The following is an 18,887-nucleotide window of genomic DNA, read 5'->3' as shown; positions in this document are numbered from 1 at the left end:
CCGTTTCACACTTTTCCTGAAATTGCTCTGGCTTCCATTCCGGCTGACGACCAATTGCCGGCAGGCCCGGCGGAGACGCGCACGCAATCGCGCCCGGCATTCTTCGCCTGATAGAGCGCCTGGTCGGCGCGCCGCATCAGATCGGCAAAGTCTTCGCTCGGATCAAGTTCGGCGACGCCGAAGCTCGCGGTGCAGCGGTTGTCAGCCGGCAGCCCGTCGATGGGCAGCCCGCCAAAGGCGCTGCGCGTGCCCTCGGCGAACAGCCGCGCTGCGGCAAGGTTGGTTCCCGGCAGGATGATGGCGAACTCCTCGCCGCCGATGCGGCCGGCAATGTGATGCGCGGCGGCGGCTTCGCGCAGGAAGCCTGCAAAAGTCTCGATCACCCGGTCGCCTGACGCATGGCCGAAACTGTCGTTGACGCTCTTGAAATGATCGAGATCGGCAATGACCAGCGCGACCGGCACGCCTTGCCGCATCGCGCCAAGCACCGCCAGCTCGGCATGGCGGGTGAAGCCGCCGCGGTTGAGCAGGCGCGAAAGCGTGTCCGTCTCCGACTTCGACGTCACTTCGGCAAGCACGTCGCGAACCAGGATGGCCAGCATCAGCAGCGCCAGCGCCAGCGCAAAGACAGTGCCGAGCGATTGCGACACCAGCGCGTAGTTGCTTTGCAGATAGGCCTGCGGATTGGCGCCCCAGCCGCCGAGCGCATGCGCGATGAACGGCTTGGAGGCAAACTGCAGGCCGCTCGCCGCCAGCACGGCCATCAATATGCGATCGAGACGGGCAAGCTTTTGCCTCGATGACCAGACGATGGCCAACCCGATGAACTGCATGACCGCATAGGGAAGCTGGTAAGCCATGATGCGGATCAGCGACTGGCGAGGCAGGTCCTGCACGAAATACACGGCTATGGTGGTGGCCAACAGGAAAAACAGCATCGGCTTCCAGGGCGGCGCCACGCCGTATTTGCGGGCAAGCCCGCCATTGAACGCAATGGTGGCGCCAAGGAAGACCGCGAAGGCGGCAACGACCGGGAGCCGCGCGTCGGAAAAAGCGGGAATGGAGAATTCGATGGCCGAATAGGCCATGCCTAGCAGATAGCCAAATGCCAGCCAGCGCGCCGGCGCCCGGCCGACATCGTGGAAGGCGACCGCCATGAAGGATGCCGCCAGCAGGCCGGCAACCGACAGATTGATCAACAGGATGAAGTTGGCGCCGCTCATGTTCTCCCGCACCCGCGCCGACAGCTAATCATCGACGGGCGAAGAAGACGTTAACGCCGTCCCGCCCGGACAGATTCAGCCGGTCTTGAGCGGCTCCGGCAGGAACGCCGTTTCCGGCCGCTCATAGGACAGGCGTACGCTGTCGCGGCCGTTCTTCTTGGCTTTGTAGAGCGCATCGTCGGCACGGCGCATCAGCGGCTCCAGCGCCTCGCCACCGCTGCGGGCCGCCACGCCGAAGCTTGCCGTCACCTTCGTTCCTGGGGGAAGCCCGTCGACATGGCCGGCCGAATAGACGGTGCGCACCGCTTCGGCGAACAGCCGCGCCGCCGCAAGATCGCTGAGGGGCAGCAGCACCGCGAATTCCTCGCCGCCGATACGCCCGGCAACACCGCGCGCGCCGGCCGCCGACCGAAGCTTGGCGGCGAAGTCGGCGATCACCCGATCGCCCGCCCCATGCCCATGCACATCGTTGAGCGCCTTGAAATGATCGAGGTCGGCCAGCACTAGCGCGACCGGGAACCGGGCCGAGGCGCAGTGCTGCAAGAGCAGCATGCCTCGCTCCTCGAAGCCACGCCGGTTGAGCAGGCCCGACAGGGGGTCGGTATAGGTCTCGGTCTTCAATGCCTTCAACACGTCGAGTGCCGCGGCGGAAAACAGGCACAGCGCGATGAGCAGCGAGAGCAGCGCGTGCGACAGCAGCGCCGTCGTCCAGTAGGACGAGCCATAGAACCCGTCATAGCTGGCGAAGGGCCCATGCGCGATGACGACGGCAAGGGTGCGCACGAAGAAATTGACGCCCGACAGCAGCGACAGCACGAACAGGATTTTTTCGGTCGGGCCGTTGTTGCGTACCGGGCGCAGTTCGGCGGCAACCAGAAGGCTGATGCCGCCGAATGCGAAATTCATCGCCAGGATGCGCCAGGTGAGATCCGGCGCGACGAACAGGAACCAGCATAACGACGCCAGGCCGCCGCCCGCCAACACGGCGATCCCCACAGAGGGCACCTTGCGGCCATAACGGTGGATGACGGCGCTGGACAGGCAGCAGGCAGCGATGGTGAAGCAGATGTTCGACGTAAGCTTGGTCAGCGGCATCCCGATGGGCAAGGTGAAATACTGGAGCAGGAAGCCAGCCGCCGAGAGACTGTAGCTGATCGCCAGAACGGCCAGATAGGGGCGGTGGCGCTGATAGGACCATAGCACAAGGAACGCCGCGCCGAGCGCCAGCGCGATCGTCGGGTTGAGCAGCGCAATGAGCAGACCCGTGTCCAACCGACTGTGACTTCCCCTAGCTTACGTCAGGGAAGAGCTTAGAGGGCAAGCCCAAACAAGCGGTTAAGCCATGCGGCAAGCAGGACCGCCGCCTCAAAATAATGTCAGGGAACCGCAGTCTCCGGTCAGCGTTCCTCCGTTCACAATCTGGAGCGACCCATGGCCGACACAATCACACTGACCAACCACGATGCGATCCGCTCATGGGCTGCCGGGCGCGCCGGCTTTCCCGCAATCGTCGACATATCGCCGGAGGCGGGGACGCAGCCCATGTTGAGGCTGGTCTTCGGCCAGCATGCCTATCAGGACCAGGACCAGCCTGAACGGCCGCTCAATGCGGGAGGTTATGAGCTCGTCGAATGGGACGAATGGTTCAAGCTCTTCGAGGAACAACAGCTTGCGCTTGTGGTCGCGGCCGAACAGCCGGGACGCCGCGAGGAGTTCCACGAACTCGTCCGCCGCGACGGAAAGAGCTGACCCGAGCCGGGCGCGGCTCGGGTTCTGTTCAAATCCGGGTTACTTCCACTCCCGGATGTCGACGAAGTGGCCGGCAATCGCCGCCGCGGCCGCCATCGCCGGCGACACCAGATGGGTGCGGCCCTTGAACCCTTGCCGGCCCTCGAAATTGCGGTTCGAGGTCGAGGCGCAGCGTTCATGCGGCTTCAGCCGGTCGTCGTTCATCGCCAGGCACATCGAACAGCCCGGCTCGCGCCAGTCGAAACCGGCGGCGAGGAAGATCTTGTCGAGACCTTCGGCTTCCGCCTGTTCCTTGACCAGGCCGGAACCCGGCACGATCATCGCATCGACATGCGGGCTGACCGTCTTGCCTTCGACCACCTTGGCGACGGCGCGCAGATCCTCGATGCGGCCATTGGTGCAGGAACCGATGAAGACGCGATCGAGCGTGATGTCGGTGATCTTGGTGCCCGGCGTCAGCCCCATATAGTCGAGCGCGCGCTGCTTGGAGGTGCGCTTGTTTTCATCGGCGATGTCGTCCGGGTTCGGCACGATGCCTTGCACCGACACCACATCCTCGGGCGACGAGCCCCAGGAGACGATCGGCGGCAGCTTGGCCGCGTCGAGCACGATCACCTTGTCGAAATGCGCGCCCTCGTCAGACTGCAGCGTCTTCCAGTATTCGAGTGCCGCATCCCAGGACGCGCCCTTCGGCGCGCGCGGCTTGTCCTTGACATAGGCGAAGGTCGTCTCGTCGGCGGCGATAAGGCCGGCGCGCGCACCGCCTTCGATCGACATGTTGCAGATCGTCATGCGGCCTTCCATCGACAGGGCACGGATCGCCTCGCCGGCATATTCGATGACATAGCCGGTGCCGCCGGCGGTGCCGATCTCGCCGATGATAGCTAGGATGATGTCCTTGGCGGTGACGCCCTGCGGCAGCTGGCCGTCGACACGCACCAGCATGTTCTTGGCCTTGCGCTGGATCAGCGTCTGTGTCGCCAGAACATGCTCGACCTCGGACGTGCCGATGCCATGCGCCAGCGCGCCGAAAGCGCCATGCGTCGAGGTGTGGCTGTCGCCGCAGACGATGGTCATGCCGGGCAGAGTAAAGCCCTGCTCCGGACCGATGATGTGGACGATGCCCTGGCGAATATCGTTCTCGGAATAATATTCGACGCCGAAATCCCTGGCGTTCTTGGCCAGCGCCTCGACCTGGATACGGCTTTCCTCGTTCTTGATGCCGAACTTGCGCTCGGGTGAGGTCGACACATTGTGATCGACCACGGCCAGCGTCTTTTCCGGATGTCGGACTTTACGGCCGGTCATGCGCAGGCCTTCGAAGGCCTGCGGGCTGGTCACTTCATGGACCAGGTGGCGGTCGATGTAGAGCAGGCAGGTGCCGTCGTCCTGGCGGTCGACGACATGGTCGTCGAAAATCTTGTCGTAGAGGGTGCGCGGTGCGCTCATGTGCGTAAATCCGTCGATATGAGAATGGGAAAGAGCAGACGCCTGACTTGCGGCCCGGCGAAAACGACCTGAACAGGTCGGCCTAGGGTAGTCGGCTGGTCAGCGCCCCGGACACGCGCGCGGAAAAGCGCGACGGCAGGCGTTTCCTGTCCTGCAGCACGAACCCCTTGTAGGCCGGATCGCCAAAAAGCTCTTCCATGGCGTGGCTCATACCAATGTTTTGGGTTTTCGGCAATTGCGGCGTGTCTTCGCAGAACCCAAACCTCTCCGCTCAGATCACTTCAAACACAAACGTCTTCACCAGCGCTTCGGGCTCGGCGATCGCATAGCAGCGGAACCACGGGCTTTCCTCGACCGGTCGCCATTTCCCAGCTTGCTCCAGCTCATCGAACACGGCTTGAAAGCCGCCACTTTCGAACACCTGGTCACGCACGGTGAAGATGGCATGGCCACCCTTGCGGGTGATGCGCACCAACTCGTGCAGGCTAGAGGCCGGCGCATGGCTGATGGTGAACACGCCGGTCGAGAAGAAGGCGCGGAAGTGGCCGTCAGGCCATGGCAACGTGTCGCCCAGCATTGCCTGCTTCAGTTCGCTGTAGGCATTGCGGCTGCCGGCGATCTTCAGCATATCGTGCGAGAGGTCCAGCCCCGCAATGTCGCGGTAACCGAGCGCCTTCAGCGACGGTCCCGACAGGCCAGTGCCGCAGCCGGCATCGAGCAAGGGGCCATCGCCCGCCGGCACATGGCGCGCCACCCAGGCGGTGATCAGGAAAGGCAGGAGGTAGCCGAGCGAGGCGGTCTCGCTGTCATAGGTCGCGGCCCACGCGGCATAGGCCTCCTCAAGCGCTTCCGGCGTGTCGGCCGTGTAGACGGAATCCAGCGCCGCATTGGCTTTGTCGACGATCATGGGACCTCCTCAACGGGAATGCTCGGGGATCGTAATGCTGTCTTCGCCGAAAAACTATTCCTCGTGCTGGCGGCGCAGCCGCCGCTCCAGCGCCCTGAGCGCCAGCGACAGTCCGACGGTCAGGATGAGATAGATGTAGGCCGTTATCGAATAGGTCTCGAAGAAGCGAAAGGAGCCGGCGGCGTAGACCTTGCCCATCTGCGTGATGTCGGCGACGCCGAGCACCGAGACCAGCGAGGAATCCTTGACCAGCGCGACGAAATCATTGCCGAGCGGCGGCAGGATGGTGCGGATTGCCTGTGGGAACACGATCAGCCGGAAGCGCTGAGCACGGGTCAGCCCAAGCGCCTTCGCCGCCTCGATCTGGCCCTTCTCCACCGACTGGATGCCGGCCCGGAAAACCTCCGAGATGAAAGCCGAATAGCCGATGGTCAGCGCCATGATGGCGCGCCAGAGCAGCGACACGTCGCGCACCAAAAGCTCGCCGAACAGGCCGGCACTTTGCAGCGGCGCGGTCAGCGCGTTCCAAGCCGCGACGAAGGCCGGTGCACCGGCAAAGGCGATCCAGAACAACAGCACCAGGATCGGCACGCCGCGGATGATCTCGACATAGAAGCGCGCGATCTGGCGCAGCCAGCGCGAGCCGGACATTCCCATCAGCGCGATGCCGAGACCCATGGCCGAAGCCAGCACGAAGGCAATCGCGGTGACGAAGATGGTGACGCCGATGCCCTTGGCGACCGTGGCGAACACCTGGGTATAGAGGTTGCTGGTGGCGACGAAGACGGCCACCGCGATCGCGAGGGTTACGGCAACGACGAGCCACCAGGGGAAGTCGGCTTTGGAGGAAGAGCAAGGGACCTGCATCAGAAGGATTGCGCCAAGGCACCCCCCTCTGGCCTGCCGGCCATCTCCCCCGCAAGGAGGGAGATTGGCAGCTTCAATGCCCGCGCCTTTTCTTCAATGCTGGAGGTACGCGAAGGCAGGGCGGACAGCTGATCTCCCCCCTTGCGGGGGAGATGCCCGGCAGGGCAGAGGGGGGTGTTCAAGCGCCGTGTCTGCGTGAGGTTCAGCGAACTACTGCCCCATCTTGTAATCAAGAAACCATTTCTTGTTGAGCGCATCGAGGGTGCCGTCGGCCTTCAGCGCCGCGATGGCCGCGTTGACCGGCTTCACCAGGTCCGAACCCTTCGGAAAGATAAACCCAAAATCCTCGGTACCGAGCGGCCCCCCGATCAGCTTCAATTTGCCCTCGGAGGCGTCGACATAGCCTTTGCCGGCGGTGCCATCGGTCAAAACAACATCGACGTCGCCTGATTTCAGTGCCTGCACGGTCGCGCCGAACGTCTCGAACAGTTTGATGCGCGGGTTCTGCTCATTGCCGTCGAGCACGCTGTAGACGGCGGTGTAGAAGGGCGTGGTGCCGGCCTGCGCGCCGACCAGCCCGTCCTTGAAGGCGCCGAAGGTCTTGGCGTCGGTGAAGCGGCTCTCATCGCCGCGCACCAGCATGAACTGTTCCGAGCGCATATAGGGGTCGGAGAAATCGACCTTCTCCTTGCGGTCGTCCTTGATGGTGATGCCGGTCATGCCAATGTTGTACTGGTTGTCGGAAACCGCCTGGATCATCGCGTCCCAGGAAGTGTTCTGGTACTCGACCGTGAAATTGAGCCGCTTGGCGATCTCGTTCATCGCGTCATATTCCCAGCCGATCTGTTTGCCGGTCTTGGCATCGATGAACTGCAGCGGCGGATAGGCGTTTTCGGTCACAACCACCACCTTCTTGCCGCCGAGGTCGGGCAGCGCCTGCGCGAAGGCGGCAACGGGTGCCAGGACGAGGGCAAGCAGGCCCGCCAGCAGCAGTTTCGATTTGGTCATGACACACTCCCCGGGAATTGATGACCCGGGCATGGCCGGGCTTGCAGGAAAATCCGGCGCCGACTTTAGCTTTCCGCAAGCGTCATGCAAGACGCTCTGCCGTGTCGCCTGGGGCGAAATCGGATTCCAATGCTCTCGATCGGAAGATTCCGGGAGATCCGTGCCTTGGCCGGCGGTCAGTCAGCCGCCGGTGCCTTGGCGTCCGTCTCGCGCAGCCCAGCAATGAGCTTGGCCAGGATGCGGTGCAGGCCATCCAGTTCGACCGCGCTGAGGCGGGGAAATTGGCAGAGTATCTGGACAGCAACGTCTTTGGCGGGCCCGCGTAGCGACTGTCCCTTGGCTGTCAGCTCCAGAAGCACCCGGCGCTCGTCGGCAGCGTCGCGCCGGCGGGTGATGAAGCCGCCCGCCTCCAGCCGTTTGAGCAGGGGTGTCAGCGTCGCCGAATCGAGACCCAGCACCTCGCCGAGCCCACCCACCGTGCGTGGCGCTCGCTCCCACAGCGCCATCATCGCCAGATATTGCGGATAGGTGAGGCCGAGCGGTTCGAGCAACGGCCGGTAGAGCCGTGTCATCAGCCCGCTAGCCGAATAGAGGGCGAAGCAGATTTGGTCGTCGAGTTTCGGCACCCCGGCGAAATCCGCCGAGGCCTGCGTGGTATCGTCCGTCTGTTTTGTGTTCATGCTGCCTTTGCCGGAAGCGCCTTAGCCGAAAGCGCCACCTCGATGTTGCCCTTGATGGCGTTGGAATAGGGGCAAACCTGGTGCGCCGCCGATACAAGCGCTTCCGCCGCCGCCTGATCAAGACCTTTTGTTTCCGCTGCCAGCGAAACGCCGAGCACAAATCCGCCCTGCGCATTGCTGTGCAGGCTGACATTTGCCGTCACCGAGGCATCCTGCAGCGGCAGTTTCTGCTTGCCGGCGATGAAGCGCATGGCGCTTTCGAAGCAGGCGGCATAGCCGGCGGCGAAAAGCTGTTCGGGATTGGTGGCGCCACCTTTGCCGCCAAGCTCCTTGGGCATGGCAAGATCGAGGCTGAGCAAGCCATCATCGCTCTGGACATGGCCGGCGCGGCCGCCGACGGCGCGGGCTTGGGTAGAATACAATGCAGGCATTTCATTTCTCCATTTAAATCGTGCACGATTGTTTAGTACACGATGTAAATCGAGTCAACCGCCGACTTTTCCGCCAGCCAGCCCCCGGAAACGAAAAAAGGCGGCCGAAGCCGCCTTTTCAAACTTGCTCGCCGAAAAACTTATTCGGCGGTGGCTGCTTCGGCTGCCTTTGCGGCTTCAGCTGCCTCGGCGGCGGCCTTCTTCTCGGCGGCGTCCTGAGCGGCCTTCTCGACGGCCAGGGCCTCGGCGGCTGCCACCTTCTCGGCCTCGATGCGGGCCTTCTCGGCGTTCAGAGCATCGCGCTCCTCGTCGTTCAGCTTGCGGGCGCGCACGCCGGTGTTTTCCGAAATACGGGCCGATTTGCCGCGACGATCGCGCAGGTAGTAGAGCTTGGCGCGACGCACCTTGCCGCGGCGAACGATTTCAACGCCTTCAACCATCGGCGAGTAGACCGGGAACACGCGCTCGACGCCTTCGCCGTAGGAAATCTTGCGAACCGTGAAGTTCTCCTGGAAGCCGGCGCCTGCGCGGGCGATGACGACGCCCTCATAGGCCTGGACGCGGGTGCGGGTGCCTTCGGTCACGCGGACCTGGACGCGCACGGTGTCGCCGGGCTGGAATTCGGGAAGCTTGCGCTTGGCTTCGATCTTGGCGGCCTGTTCGGCCTCGAGCTGACGGAGAATATCCATCTCAAAAGTCCACTTCTTGTTCTTCCGACAGTCAGAGCGTCCGACACTCGCCTTGCAGTTCCATTGACCGCTTGGCTATGCCCTTTGTCTCCAAGAGATTTGTCTTTGAAACATCAGGCAGGGGCGACTACACCGTCATTGTTGACGGGTCCGGCAGATTCTTTCTGGCCGGTACGGGCGGGCACATACAGCTATTTCGCCGCTTTGTCACGCCTTGGCAGCGCATTTTCTGCTCGCATGGCACCATCGTAATCCTGCCGTGCCGGGTTGCGCCGGTCGTTCAGGCTTTCTAAGCCTGAAATAACACAGTTTTGAGCGGCCGCAATTCATGTCTGTCTTCGATGCCATCCTGCTCTTTCTGGCGGGCTTTCTGTCAGGCGCCGCCAATGCGGTCGCCGGTGGCGGCACCTTCATCACATTCGGCGCCATGACGTTGGTCGGCCTGCCGCCGATCGTCGCCAACGCCACCTCCTCGGTGACGCAATTTCCAGGCTACATCACCTCGACCCTCGCCTACTCGGCCGATATCAGGCATTTCTGGCGCGGCGCGCTGATGCTGTGTCTGATCTCGGCCGTGGGCGCACTGGCCGGCGCTCTGATCCTTTTGGCGCTCGACAATCCCTCGTTTCGCGCTCTGGTGCCGTGGCTGCTCTTGGCCGCGACAGCCCTGTTCGCCGCCGGCCCCTGGCTGAAACCGGTGCCGAAGCCCGGCTATGAAGCGGCGGTGGGCTCGCTCGCCGGCTCCCTGGCGCAGTTTCTCACCGCCATCTATGGCGGCTTCTTCGGCGCAGGCATGGGCGTGATGATGCTGGCGACGCTCGGCCTCACCCAAGCCGGCGACTATCACCGGCTGAACGCGTTGAAGAACATGCTGGCCATGGTCATCGCCGCTGTCGCGATCGTCGTCTTCGTCTCGGGCGGTGTCGTCGCCTGGCCGCAGGCGATCATCATGATCCCGGGCGGCGCGCTCGGCGGCTATGCCGGCGTCTGGATCGCCAAGCGCGTGCCGCAAAACGCGGTGCGCGGCTTCGTCGTCGCCGTCGGCCTGTTTCTGGCTTTCTATTACTTTTGGAAAGGCTGAGCGGCGGCGCCCAACAAATCAGGACGCCGCTCTTTCGTCAGCGCTTCCGACTGCGCCCGCCGCCATGCGGCGATCTTCTTGTGATTGCCCGAGATCAGCACCTCGGGAATCTCGCGGCCCTCGAACTCCTGCGGCCGCGTATAGTGCGGATGTTCGAGCAGGTCGTTCTCAAAGCTTTCTTCCTCGCCCGACACCGCGTTACCCATCACGCCCGGCAATAACCGCACCACCGCATCGAGCAGAACGAGCGCTGCCGGCTCGCCGCCCGAGAGGATGTAGTCGCCGATCGAGACTTCCTCCAATCCCCGCGCGTCGATCACCCGCTGGTCGACGCCCTCGAAACGGCCGCAGACGATGACCGCGCCCGGTCCTGCGGCCAGTTCGCGCACGCGGGCCTGAGTCAGCGGTTTGCCGCGCGGGCTCATCAACAGCCGTGGCCGCGCGTCGCCCGGCGGCGACGTGTGGTCGATGGCTTTCGCCAGCACGTCGGCGCGCATCACCATGCCGGCGCCGCCGCCGGCTGGCGTGTCGTCGACGGTGCGATGACGGTCGGTGGCGAAGTCACGGATCTGGATCGCCTCCAGCGACCACGTGCCGGCCTCGAGCGCCCGGCCGGCCAACGACAGGCCGAGCGCGCCGGGAAACATCTCGGGGTAAAGCGTCAGCACCGAAGCGGAAAAACTCACCGGTTGCCCCCGGCATCGCTCGGTCCGCGCGGCCTGCCCTTCGGATCGAAGTCTTCCTCTCGCGGGCCGTCGCCATCCTCGTCCTCGACAAGTCCGGCCGCCGCCGGGTCGACGCGGACGAAACCCTCCGCGATCGACACTTGTGGCACGGCAGCCTGTGTGAACGGGATCAGCACGCCCTTGCGCCCGCCCAGCGTCACGTCGAGAATGTCGCCGCCGCCGAAATTGTGCACCGCGACCACCTTGCCAAGCACGGCACCCGTGTCGTCGCGGACTTCGAGGCCGACGAGGTCGGCATGGTAGAACTCGTCTTCCTCGCCGTCGTCCGGCAGCATCGAACGGTCGACGAACAGCTCCGTGCCGGCCAGCGCCTCGGCCGCGTTGCGGTCGGCAACGCCCTTGAAGCGGACCACGACGACGGTGTTGGCGGGCCTGATGTCGATGATCTGGAAGGCGCGGCCGTCACGGGCGTAGAGCGGGCCGTAGTCGGCCAGCGCCAGCGGTTCACCGGTGAAGGTCTTCACCCGCAATTCGCCCTTGATGCCATGGGCGGCGCCGATCACGGCCATCTGGACAGGGTTCTGGGGCTTGCTCATGGCGCTTTTACCTTCGTCATCCACGGGCGGAGCAGGCGCGAAGCGACTGCGCAGATTTCAGCCAATCACCAAGGTTTGTGACTTGCCGCCAATCGACGATCTCCTAGCCCCAGCCGGCCATCTTTTCAATGACGGACTCTTCACCGCTTTCTAACCTGCCTGCGAGAAAATGGCGGCGAACTGGATCAGACGCCATGCAGGAATTCCTCATCCCGGCTAAACCCGATCTCCAGGCGGCGCGTGAAAGCTGGCTGAAGATGCTGGCGCGAGAACGTCGGCTGTCGCCTAAGACGGTGGAAGCCTATGAGCGCGACACGCGCCAGTTCCTGCATTTCCTCACCGGCCATTGCGGCGGCTCGCCCGGCATTTCGGACATCGCCGATCTGCGCCCGGCCGACCTGCGCGGCTTCCTCGCTGCGCGGCGCAATGCCGGCGCCGGTGCCCGCACCCTGGGCCGGGGTCTCGCCGGCATCCGCTCGCTGCTGCGTTTCCTCGAGCGGCGCGGCCTTGCCAATGCGGCGGGTGCGGCAGCCCTGCGCGCACCGCGCCAGCCCAAATCGCTGCCCAAGCCGCTGACGGCGAGCGACGCCAAGCATATCGTTTCCATCGAAGGCCAATTGGCGGAAGAACCCTGGATCGCGGCCCGCAACGCCGCTGTGCTGACACTGCTCTACGGCTCCGGCCTGCGCATTTCCGAGGCGCTCGGTCTGGCGGGCGCCGATCTGGCGTCGGCGGACGACACGGTGCTGCGCGTCACCGGCAAGGGCGGCAAGACGCGCCTGGTGCCGGTGCTGCCGGTGGCGCTCAGGGCGATCGCCGAATATCGCCGGCTCTGCCCCTACCATCTCGACCCCAAGGGCCTGCTGTTTCGCGGCGCCCGTGGCGGCCCGCTCAACCCGGCCATCGTCCAGCGCGACATGGCCAAACTGCGCTCGGCGCTCAACCTGCCCGATACCGCGACGCCGCATGCGCTGCGCCATTCCTTCGCCACGCATCTGCTCGGCCGCGGCGGTGACTTGCGCACCATCCAGGAACTGCTCGGCCACGCCAGCCTGTCGACGACGCAAATCTACACCGGCGTCGACACCGCGAGGCTGCTCGAAATCTACGAATCAGCCCATCCACGGGCATGAACCCTTCAATTTCGCAGTACCAATTAACCGTTTTGCCGCTTTTCGGTTCTAGAACTGACCATGATCCCGAAAAGTGGGACCCGGTTTTCGGAAAAGATCATGGTCAAACATGAAGACAGAACCATGAAACGCGTCATCGCCATCGCCGACCGTGCAGCTTCCGTGTCGCTGAAGCTGCTCGTCGCACTCAATGTTCTGTTCTTCCTGTCGTTCCTCGCCGTGCTGCTGTTCGCGGCCGGCAAGGCGCATGCCGGAATCCCGACCTGCACCGGCGCCGACATGCTGTCGGCCTTGCAGAAGAACGATCCGGCGACCTACCGCAAGATCGAAGCGGAAGCCGCAGCGACACCGAACGGCAAGGGCCTGTTGTGGAAGCTGGAAAAGCCCGGCGAGAAGCCGTCCTTCCTGTTCGGCACCATGCATATGACCGACCCGCGTGTCACCACGCTGCCTCCCGACGCGCAGAAAGCCTATGACGCCGCCGGCACCATCGTCATCGAAACCACCGACGTGCTCGACAAGCAGAAGATGATGGTCGCGATGCTCCAGGAGCCGGACCTGATGATGTTCACTGATTCGACGACGCTGGCGTCGCTGCTGTCGCCCGACGATGCGGCGGCCATGAACGCCGCGCTCGACGCACGCGGCATTCCTCCGGCAACGGTTGCCAAGATGAAGCCGTGGATGCTCTCGGCCATGATGGCACTGCCGGCCTGCGAGCTGGCCCGCCAGTCAGGCGGCGCCCCGGTGCTCGATGTCAGGCTGGCCCAAGGTGCGAAGGCTTCCGGCAAGCCGGTGGAAGGATTGGAGACGGCTGAAAGCCAGCTGCGGGCCATGGCCTCGCTGCCGCTGGCGTTTCACATGAAGGGTCTCGTCGACACGCTGAAGCTCGGCGATAAGATCAACGACATCAACGAAACCATGATCGTGCTCTACCAGCGCGGCGACACCGGCATGTTCTGGCCGCTGTTTCGCGTGGCCATGCCCGATGGCACGGACGACCCCGCGGGCTATGCGGCGTTCGAGGAAACCATGATCACCAGCCGCAACAAGGTGATGGTCGAGCATGCCGAACCGATCCTTGCCAGGGGCAACGTCTTCATGGCGGTCGGCGCCCTCCACCTTCCCGGTCCCGAAGGCCTCGTCGAGGATTTCCGCAAGGCCGGTTACACCGTCACGCCTGTAGGCCTGTAACCTTATCTGATCTGGGCCAGCATCGCCGGAACGACGATCCGGTGAAACGGCATGATGATCGCGAGATAGGCGCGACCGAGCCAATTGTGCGTCTTGACGATCGTCGTCGCGGCCACTTCCTGCCGGCCCATGCCGAGATCCCTGACTTCGACCAGGACCCGGAAATCGAGATGTCGGTCGTCGAGGCCAAGCACAACCTTGCCGGGAAACTGGCTGATGAGCGGAAATATCCCGATCCGGCCCGACGGCAACACCGCAGCTTCCAGGCCCGTCTTCAGCCGGAACGGCCTGACGGCCAGGTTGCGCAGCGCCATGAGCCTGCCGATCCAGGGCGGTGTTCGCCCCAAGGCGCGTTCCGCCGCGCCGAGTGCGGTTAAAGAAAGACCTTCAGTGACCAGCACATAGCGGTCGGCGAACTGGGCTCCGGCGAGAGCATCGCAGTGATTCGGGACAACCTGCCCTAACGGATTTGTCACGGCAAAATCCTCTGATTCGAGCTTAACAGACGCAAACTTGGCGCGCTGCGGGGCGAAACGACGCCGTTCAGGCTGCGGAAAGGCAGGATTGTCCTTGTTTTTGGCGTTTTCCAACCCTAGCGTGAAACCAGTTCAATGATTGCGCGTTGAATGGTGTTGATTGATATTTTTCATCCACGGAGGACACTTTTATGGCGAACGCACCGAATCCAAACGATCCGTTCAATCCCAACACCACCAACACCACCATCAAACAGAGCGGTGGCGGCGGTAGTGGCTGGCTGATTGCGCTGGTCGTCGTTATTCTGGCGGTTGTCGCGTATTATGTTTTCGGAAGAAGTGGTGAGCACCCGGCACCAGCCGAGCCGCCGGCGGCCAGCACACCGGCCCCCGCGCCCGCACCGGCAGAACCGATGAAGCCAGCCGAACCTGCACCTGCACCTGCACCTGCACCGGCCCCTGCAGAACCGGCCCCGGCCCCAGCGCCCGCACCGGCTCCAGCGCCGGCTCCTGCCGCACCGGCCAACTGATCGGTTCGATATCAAATACGAACGGCCCGCTGAAAGCGGGCCGTTTTGGTTAGTGGTGTCACCGTGCCTTCGTCATCCTCGGGCTTAACCCGAGGATGACGAAGCATTGGCCTTTTAGATGTGGATGGGCTTGAAGAACGTGGCCAGCGCCGCCTCCTTGATCGCCTCCGACATCGTCGGATGCGCATGGCAGGTGCGGGCGAGATCCTCCGACGAGCCGCCGAACTCCATCAGCACCGCCGCCTCGTGGATCATCTCGCCGGCGCCGAAGCCGACGATATGCACGCCGAGCACGCGGTCGCTTTGCTTGTCGGCGAGGATCTTCACAAAACCGTCGGTGTGCAGCATGGCGCGCGCCCGGCCATTGGCGCTGAACGGGAACTTTCCGACCTTGTAGTCGATGCCGGCCTTCTTCAACTCTTCCTCGGTCTTGCCGACCGAGGCGATTTCCGGGCTGGTGTAGACGACGCTCGGAATGACGTCATAGTTCACGTGGCCGACCTGGCCGGCAATGGTTTCCGCTACCGCCACGCCCTCGTCCTCGGCCTTGTGCGCCAGCATCGGCCCGGCGATGACATCGCCGATGGCATAGATGCCCGGGACATTGGTCTTGAGATGGCCATCGGTCTTGACGCGGCCGCGCTCGTCGACCTCGACGCCGGCTTCCCCGAGCCCGAGACTGTCGGCATAGGCCCGGCGCCCGGTGGCGATCAGCACGGCATCAGCCTCGATCGTCTCGGCGGCGCCGCCCTTGACCGGCTCGAAGGTGACCGCGGCACCCTTCTTGGCCTTGGCGACGCCTGTGACCTTGGCGCCGAGCTTGAACTCGAAACCCTGTTTGGATAGCAGCCGCTGGAACTGCTTGGAGACCTCGCCGTCCATGCCGCCCAGGATGGTGTCGAGGAATTCGACCACGGTGACCTTGGCGCCGAGCCGCGCCCACACCGAGCCGAGCTCGAGCCCGATGACACCGCCGCCGACCACCACCAGATGGCCGGGCACCTTCTCCAGCGACAGCGCGCCGGTCGACGACACGATCACCTTCTCGTCGATGTCGACCTTGACGCCGGGAATGCCGGCGACATCCGATCCGGTGGCGATGACGATGTTCTTGGTCTCGATCTCCTCGACCTTGCCGTCCTCGCCGGTCACCGAGACCTTGCCGGCCGCGACCACCTTGCCGGTGCCGCGAAAGCTGTCGATCTTGTTCTTCTTGAACAGGAAGGCGACGCCGTTGACGTTCGACGTCACCGTCGCATCCTTGTGCGCCATCATCTTCTTCAGGTTCAATTTCGGCGCTGATATCTCGACGCCGAGCGTGTCGAAGGAGTGGCCGGCCTCGGCGAACATCTCGGAGGCATGGAGCAGGGCCTTGGACGGGATGCAGCCGATGTTCAGGCAGGTGCCGCCGAAGGTGGCATTCTTCTCGACCACCGCAACCTTGAGCCCGAGCTGCGCCGCCTTGATGGCGCAGACATAGCCGCCCGGTCCCGATCCGATGATAACGACGTCATAAGCCATGTTTGTTTCCCTTTGCTTGGCGCTCAGCGGCCGCCGCTTACATTCAGGATCGCGCCCGTCGTATAGGACGCGGCGTCGGATAGAAGATAGAGAACCGCGCCCGCGACTTCATCAGCCGTGCCGGCTCTTTTCATCGGCAGCAGGTCGCGGAACCGCTCTATCCTGTCCGGCTGCCCGGCGGAGGCATGGATCTCGGTATCGATGAGGCCGGGCCGCACCGCATTGACGCGAATGCCTTCCAGTGCGACCTCACGGGCGAGCCCGACGGTGAACGTGTCGATGGCACCCTTGGAGGCGGCATAGTCGACAAATTCGCCCGGCGAGCCCAACGTCGCTGCCGCCGACGAGATGTTGACGATCGATCCGCCCGCCCCGCCATGACGGGTCGACATGCGCTTCACCGCTTCGCGGGCACACAGGAACGAGCCGACGACATTGATGCGCATCATGCGCTCCAGCCGCGCGACGTCCATCTCGTCGACACGCGCCTTGACGTCGACGATGCCGGCATTGTTGACGAAGGCGTCGAGCCGGCCATAAGCGCGGTCGACGGCCTCGAACATGGCCACGATATCGGCCTCGCTGCCGACATCGCCCTTGACGGCTAAGGCCTCGCCGCCGCCGGCCTTGATCTCGGCGACCACTGCGTCAGCGGCAGCCTGGTTCGAGGCATAGTTGACCGCCACGCGGTAGCCGGCCTTCGATCCTAGCCGGCAGACCGCGGCGCCAATGCCGCGGCTACCGCCGGTGACCAGCAGCACCTTTTTCGCCTCGCTCATTCCTGGCATCCCTTCAAGACAAACACATCCCACGGCACTTTCGAAAACCCGCTGCCGCCATAGGCCGAGGATTGGCGCAACGCCGGCCCGAGGTCCGGCAGGATCAGCGTCTTCGGCGCTTCGACCCCTTCGGCCGGCAGCAGTCCGATGTTGCCCTTGTCATCCGACGTGTAGATGACGCCATGCCAGGGCGTGCAGGCAGCAAGCTCCTCGCCGGTGACGTCGCCTTCGGGGCATTTGTACATCAGCGCGCCGTTCGGCCGCGACACGCCTTCGTTCCACATAACGATACCGTTGAGCACCACATTGTTGTCGAGGATCATGCGGAAGCTGTTGGTGACGGTCGCCGAGGTGCCGGTCGGCGTGAAATCGATTTCGCTGCCGCTCTGGGCGTCGCCATAGACGGCGAGCTCGATCGGACAGGCTGCATGGGCGCCGGCGGTGGCCAGCACCATGCCGGCCGCGATCGATGCGATCGAAAGCACCTTGGAAAGGCTAAGGGAACGGGTCGTCATTCTGCCGCGCAGATCCCTTCCTCCGGCACGCATTCCAACAGCCGGATCAGCACCAGACCTCAGAGATCAAGCACCAGCCGTTCCGGATCCTCCAGGCTTTCCTTGACGCGGACCAGGAAGGTCACTGCTTCCTTACCGTCGACGATGCGGTGATCGTAGCTGAGCGCCAGATACATCATCGGCCGGATCACGATCTGGCCGCCGACCACGACAGGCCGCTCCTGGATCTTGTGCATGCCAAGAATGCCCGACTGCGGCGCGTTGAGGATAGGCGTCGACATCAGCGACCCGTAAACGCCACCGTTGGAAATCGTAAACGTGCCGCCTTGCATGTCGGCGACCGACAGCTTGCCGTCGCGGGCGGCGATGCCCAGCCGGCCGATGTCCTTCTCGATCTCGGCGATCGACATCTGGTCGGCATTGCGCACGACCGGGACGACGAGGCCCTTTTCGGTGCCGACGGCGACGCCGATATGGGCATAGTTCTTGAAGATGATGTCGGTGCCGTCGATCTCGGCATTGACCGAAGGGATTTCCTTCAGCGCGTGGGTGACGGCCTTGGTGAAGAAGCCCATGAAGCCGAGCTTCACGCCATGCTTCTTCTCGAACACGTCCTTGTATTTGGTGCGCAGCGCCATCACCGCTGACATGTCGACCTCGTTGAAGGTGGTCAGCATGGCGGCGGTCGACTGCGCTTCCTTGAGGCGGCGCGCGATGGTCTGGCGCAGCTTGGTCATGCGCACGCGCTCCTCGCGCGAGGCGTCGTCGCCGGAGGATGGCGCGCGCACGGCAACCGGTGCAGGTGCCGCCTTCGGCGTCTCTGCCGGCTGTGACGGCGCGCCTTTGGAGATGGCGTCGAGCACGTCGCCTTTCAGCACCTGGCCACGCTTTCCCGAACCGGAGATCTGGTCGACCGAGAGATTGCTTTCGGCGATCAGTTTCGCCGCGGCCGGTGCCGGTGGCATGGTGCGCGGCTCGACCGGGCCGGCGTCGCCGGCGATCTTGGCGGTCTCGGCCGCGGCCTGCTTGCCGGTCGATGCCGCATCCGGCGACGAGGCCTGCGACACCGCCTGCGGCTTGGTTGCCGGCGCGGCGGCCGCGCCGCCTGCCGAAATCGAACCCAGCAGCGCGCCGACACCGACCGTCTCACCTTCCTTGACGGTGATCTCACCCAGAGTGCCGGCGGCGGCGGCAGGCACCTCCACCGTCACCTTGTCGGTCTCGAGCTCGACCAGCGGTTCATCGGCGGCGATTGTATCGCCAACCTTCTTGAACCATTTGCCGACGGTCGCTTCAGTGACGGATTCGCCGAGAGTGGGAACGCGGATTTCGGTAGCCATTGTGCCTGTCCGTTTTCTTTCGGTTCTGTTGTT

General features: G+C 64.0%; 20 protein-coding genes. 4 read left to right on the top strand and 16 right to left on the bottom strand.

The window, feature by feature from the left end; translation table 11 throughout:
• Positions 1-5: 5 nt before the first annotated feature.
• Together NKI21_RS04270 and NKI21_RS04265 are read right to left on the bottom strand one after the other, a co-directional pair.
• A complete protein-coding gene (locus NKI21_RS04270; RefSeq protein ID WP_352864629.1) occupies positions 6-1,223 on the bottom strand; it encodes a GGDEF domain-containing protein in 1,218 nt (405 codons plus the stop codon).
• 75 nt (positions 1,224-1,298) lie between these two features.
• Positions 1,299-2,495: a GGDEF domain-containing protein gene (locus tag NKI21_RS04265; RefSeq protein WP_352555124.1), complete on the bottom strand. Its 1,197-nt coding sequence runs from the start codon at positions 2,493-2,495 to the stop codon at positions 1,299-1,301.
• A 159-nt stretch (positions 2,496-2,654) separates the two neighbouring features.
• Here NKI21_RS04265 and NKI21_RS04260 point away from each other — a divergent pair, with 159 nt between their 5' ends.
• Positions 2,655-2,972, top strand: coding sequence for a hypothetical protein (locus NKI21_RS04260; protein WP_352442073.1), 318 nt, complete (start codon positions 2,655-2,657; stop codon positions 2,970-2,972).
• A 39-nt stretch (positions 2,973-3,011) separates the two neighbouring features.
• Here the strand turns inward: NKI21_RS04260 and leuC are convergent, their stop codons facing one another.
• From leuC to rplS, 7 genes are all read right to left on the bottom strand, one after another.
• Positions 3,012-4,421 (bottom strand): 3-isopropylmalate dehydratase large subunit, encoded by a 1,410-nt coding sequence (leuC, locus tag NKI21_RS04255; RefSeq protein WP_023811262.1) that lies wholly within the window; start codon positions 4,419-4,421, stop codon positions 3,012-3,014.
• A 271-nt stretch (positions 4,422-4,692) separates the two neighbouring features.
• Positions 4,693-5,328 (bottom strand): class I SAM-dependent DNA methyltransferase, encoded by a 636-nt coding sequence (locus NKI21_RS04250; protein ID WP_128304252.1) that lies wholly within the window; start codon positions 5,326-5,328, stop codon positions 4,693-4,695.
• Positions 5,329-5,382: 54 nt separating this feature from the next.
• A complete protein-coding gene (locus NKI21_RS04245; protein WP_352864624.1) occupies positions 5,383-6,195 on the bottom strand; it encodes an amino acid ABC transporter permease in 813 nt (270 codons plus the stop codon).
• 210 nt (positions 6,196-6,405) lie between these two features.
• Positions 6,406-7,203 carry a transporter substrate-binding domain-containing protein gene (locus NKI21_RS04240; RefSeq protein ID WP_128304255.1) on the bottom strand — a complete coding sequence of 266 codons (798 nt, stop codon included), beginning with the start codon at positions 7,201-7,203 and terminating at the stop codon, positions 6,406-6,408.
• Positions 7,204-7,379: 176 nt separating this feature from the next.
• Positions 7,380-7,883 (bottom strand): MarR family winged helix-turn-helix transcriptional regulator, encoded by a 504-nt coding sequence (locus NKI21_RS04235; protein ID WP_023811267.1) that lies wholly within the window; start codon positions 7,881-7,883, stop codon positions 7,380-7,382.
• Positions 7,880-8,314, bottom strand: a complete 435-nt coding sequence (locus tag NKI21_RS04230) for an organic hydroperoxide resistance protein (RefSeq protein ID WP_023811268.1) — start codon at positions 8,312-8,314, stop codon at positions 7,880-7,882. The genes NKI21_RS04235 and NKI21_RS04230 overlap by 4 nt, the downstream gene beginning before the upstream one ends.
• A 140-nt stretch (positions 8,315-8,454) precedes the next feature.
• Entirely contained in the window at positions 8,455-9,003 is a 549-nt protein-coding gene (rplS, locus tag NKI21_RS04225) for a 50S ribosomal protein L19 (protein WP_023811269.1), read from the bottom strand.
• Between the two features lie 328 nt (positions 9,004-9,331).
• On the opposite strand from rplS, the gene NKI21_RS04220 reads away from it, so the two are divergent.
• Complete coding sequence (locus tag NKI21_RS04220; RefSeq protein WP_023811271.1) at positions 9,332-10,084, top strand: sulfite exporter TauE/SafE family protein; 753 nt, start codon at positions 9,332-9,334, stop codon at positions 10,082-10,084.
• Here NKI21_RS04220 and trmD read toward each other — a convergent pair.
• Together trmD and rimM are read right to left on the bottom strand one after the other, a co-directional pair.
• Positions 10,066-10,770 carry a tRNA (guanosine(37)-N1)-methyltransferase TrmD gene (gene trmD / locus NKI21_RS04215; protein WP_352864620.1) on the bottom strand — a complete coding sequence of 235 codons (705 nt, stop codon included), beginning with the start codon at positions 10,768-10,770 and terminating at the stop codon, positions 10,066-10,068. The genes NKI21_RS04220 and trmD overlap by 19 nt on opposite strands.
• Entirely contained in the window at positions 10,767-11,366 is a 600-nt protein-coding gene (gene rimM / locus NKI21_RS04210; RefSeq protein ID WP_023811273.1) for a ribosome maturation factor RimM, read from the bottom strand. The genes trmD and rimM overlap by 4 nt, the downstream gene beginning before the upstream one ends.
• Positions 11,367-11,560: 194 nt before the next feature.
• Between rimM and NKI21_RS04205 the strand changes: the two genes are divergently transcribed.
• Positions 11,561-12,499, top strand: a complete 939-nt coding sequence (locus NKI21_RS04205; RefSeq protein WP_352677512.1) for a tyrosine recombinase XerC — start codon at positions 11,561-11,563, stop codon at positions 12,497-12,499.
• 123 nt (positions 12,500-12,622) lie between these two features.
• Positions 12,623-13,693, top strand: a complete 1,071-nt coding sequence (locus tag NKI21_RS04200; protein ID WP_023811275.1) for a TraB/GumN family protein — start codon at positions 12,623-12,625, stop codon at positions 13,691-13,693.
• 2 nt (positions 13,694-13,695) lie between these two features.
• Here the strand turns inward: NKI21_RS04200 and NKI21_RS04195 are convergent, their stop codons facing one another.
• The 5 genes from NKI21_RS04195 to odhB form a co-directional block, all read right to left on the bottom strand.
• Positions 13,696-14,169, bottom strand: a complete 474-nt coding sequence (locus NKI21_RS04195) for a DUF2867 domain-containing protein (RefSeq protein ID WP_050592690.1) — start codon at positions 14,167-14,169, stop codon at positions 13,696-13,698.
• Positions 14,170-14,813: 644 nt separating this feature from the next.
• Complete coding sequence (gene lpdA, locus NKI21_RS04190; protein WP_023811277.1) at positions 14,814-16,220, bottom strand: dihydrolipoyl dehydrogenase; 1,407 nt, start codon at positions 16,218-16,220, stop codon at positions 14,814-14,816.
• 23 nt (positions 16,221-16,243) lie between these two features.
• Entirely contained in the window at positions 16,244-16,999 is a 756-nt protein-coding gene (locus tag NKI21_RS04185; protein WP_023811278.1) for an SDR family oxidoreductase, read from the bottom strand.
• Positions 16,996-17,514 carry a hypothetical protein gene (locus NKI21_RS04180; protein WP_023811279.1) on the bottom strand — a complete coding sequence of 173 codons (519 nt, stop codon included), beginning with the start codon at positions 17,512-17,514 and terminating at the stop codon, positions 16,996-16,998. The genes NKI21_RS04185 and NKI21_RS04180 overlap by 4 nt, the downstream gene beginning before the upstream one ends.
• 59 nt (positions 17,515-17,573) lie before the next feature.
• A complete protein-coding gene (odhB, locus tag NKI21_RS04175; RefSeq protein ID WP_023811280.1) occupies positions 17,574-18,854 on the bottom strand; it encodes a 2-oxoglutarate dehydrogenase complex dihydrolipoyllysine-residue succinyltransferase in 1,281 nt (426 codons plus the stop codon).
• Positions 18,855-18,887: the final 33 nt, after the last annotated feature.

The organism is Mesorhizobium sp. M0715 (assembly GCF_040320355.1).
Classification (GTDB): domain Bacteria; phylum Pseudomonadota; class Alphaproteobacteria; order Rhizobiales; family Rhizobiaceae; genus Mesorhizobium.
Note: the sequence above shows the minus strand (reverse complement) of the source record. Positions and strands in the feature narration are given on the sequence as shown.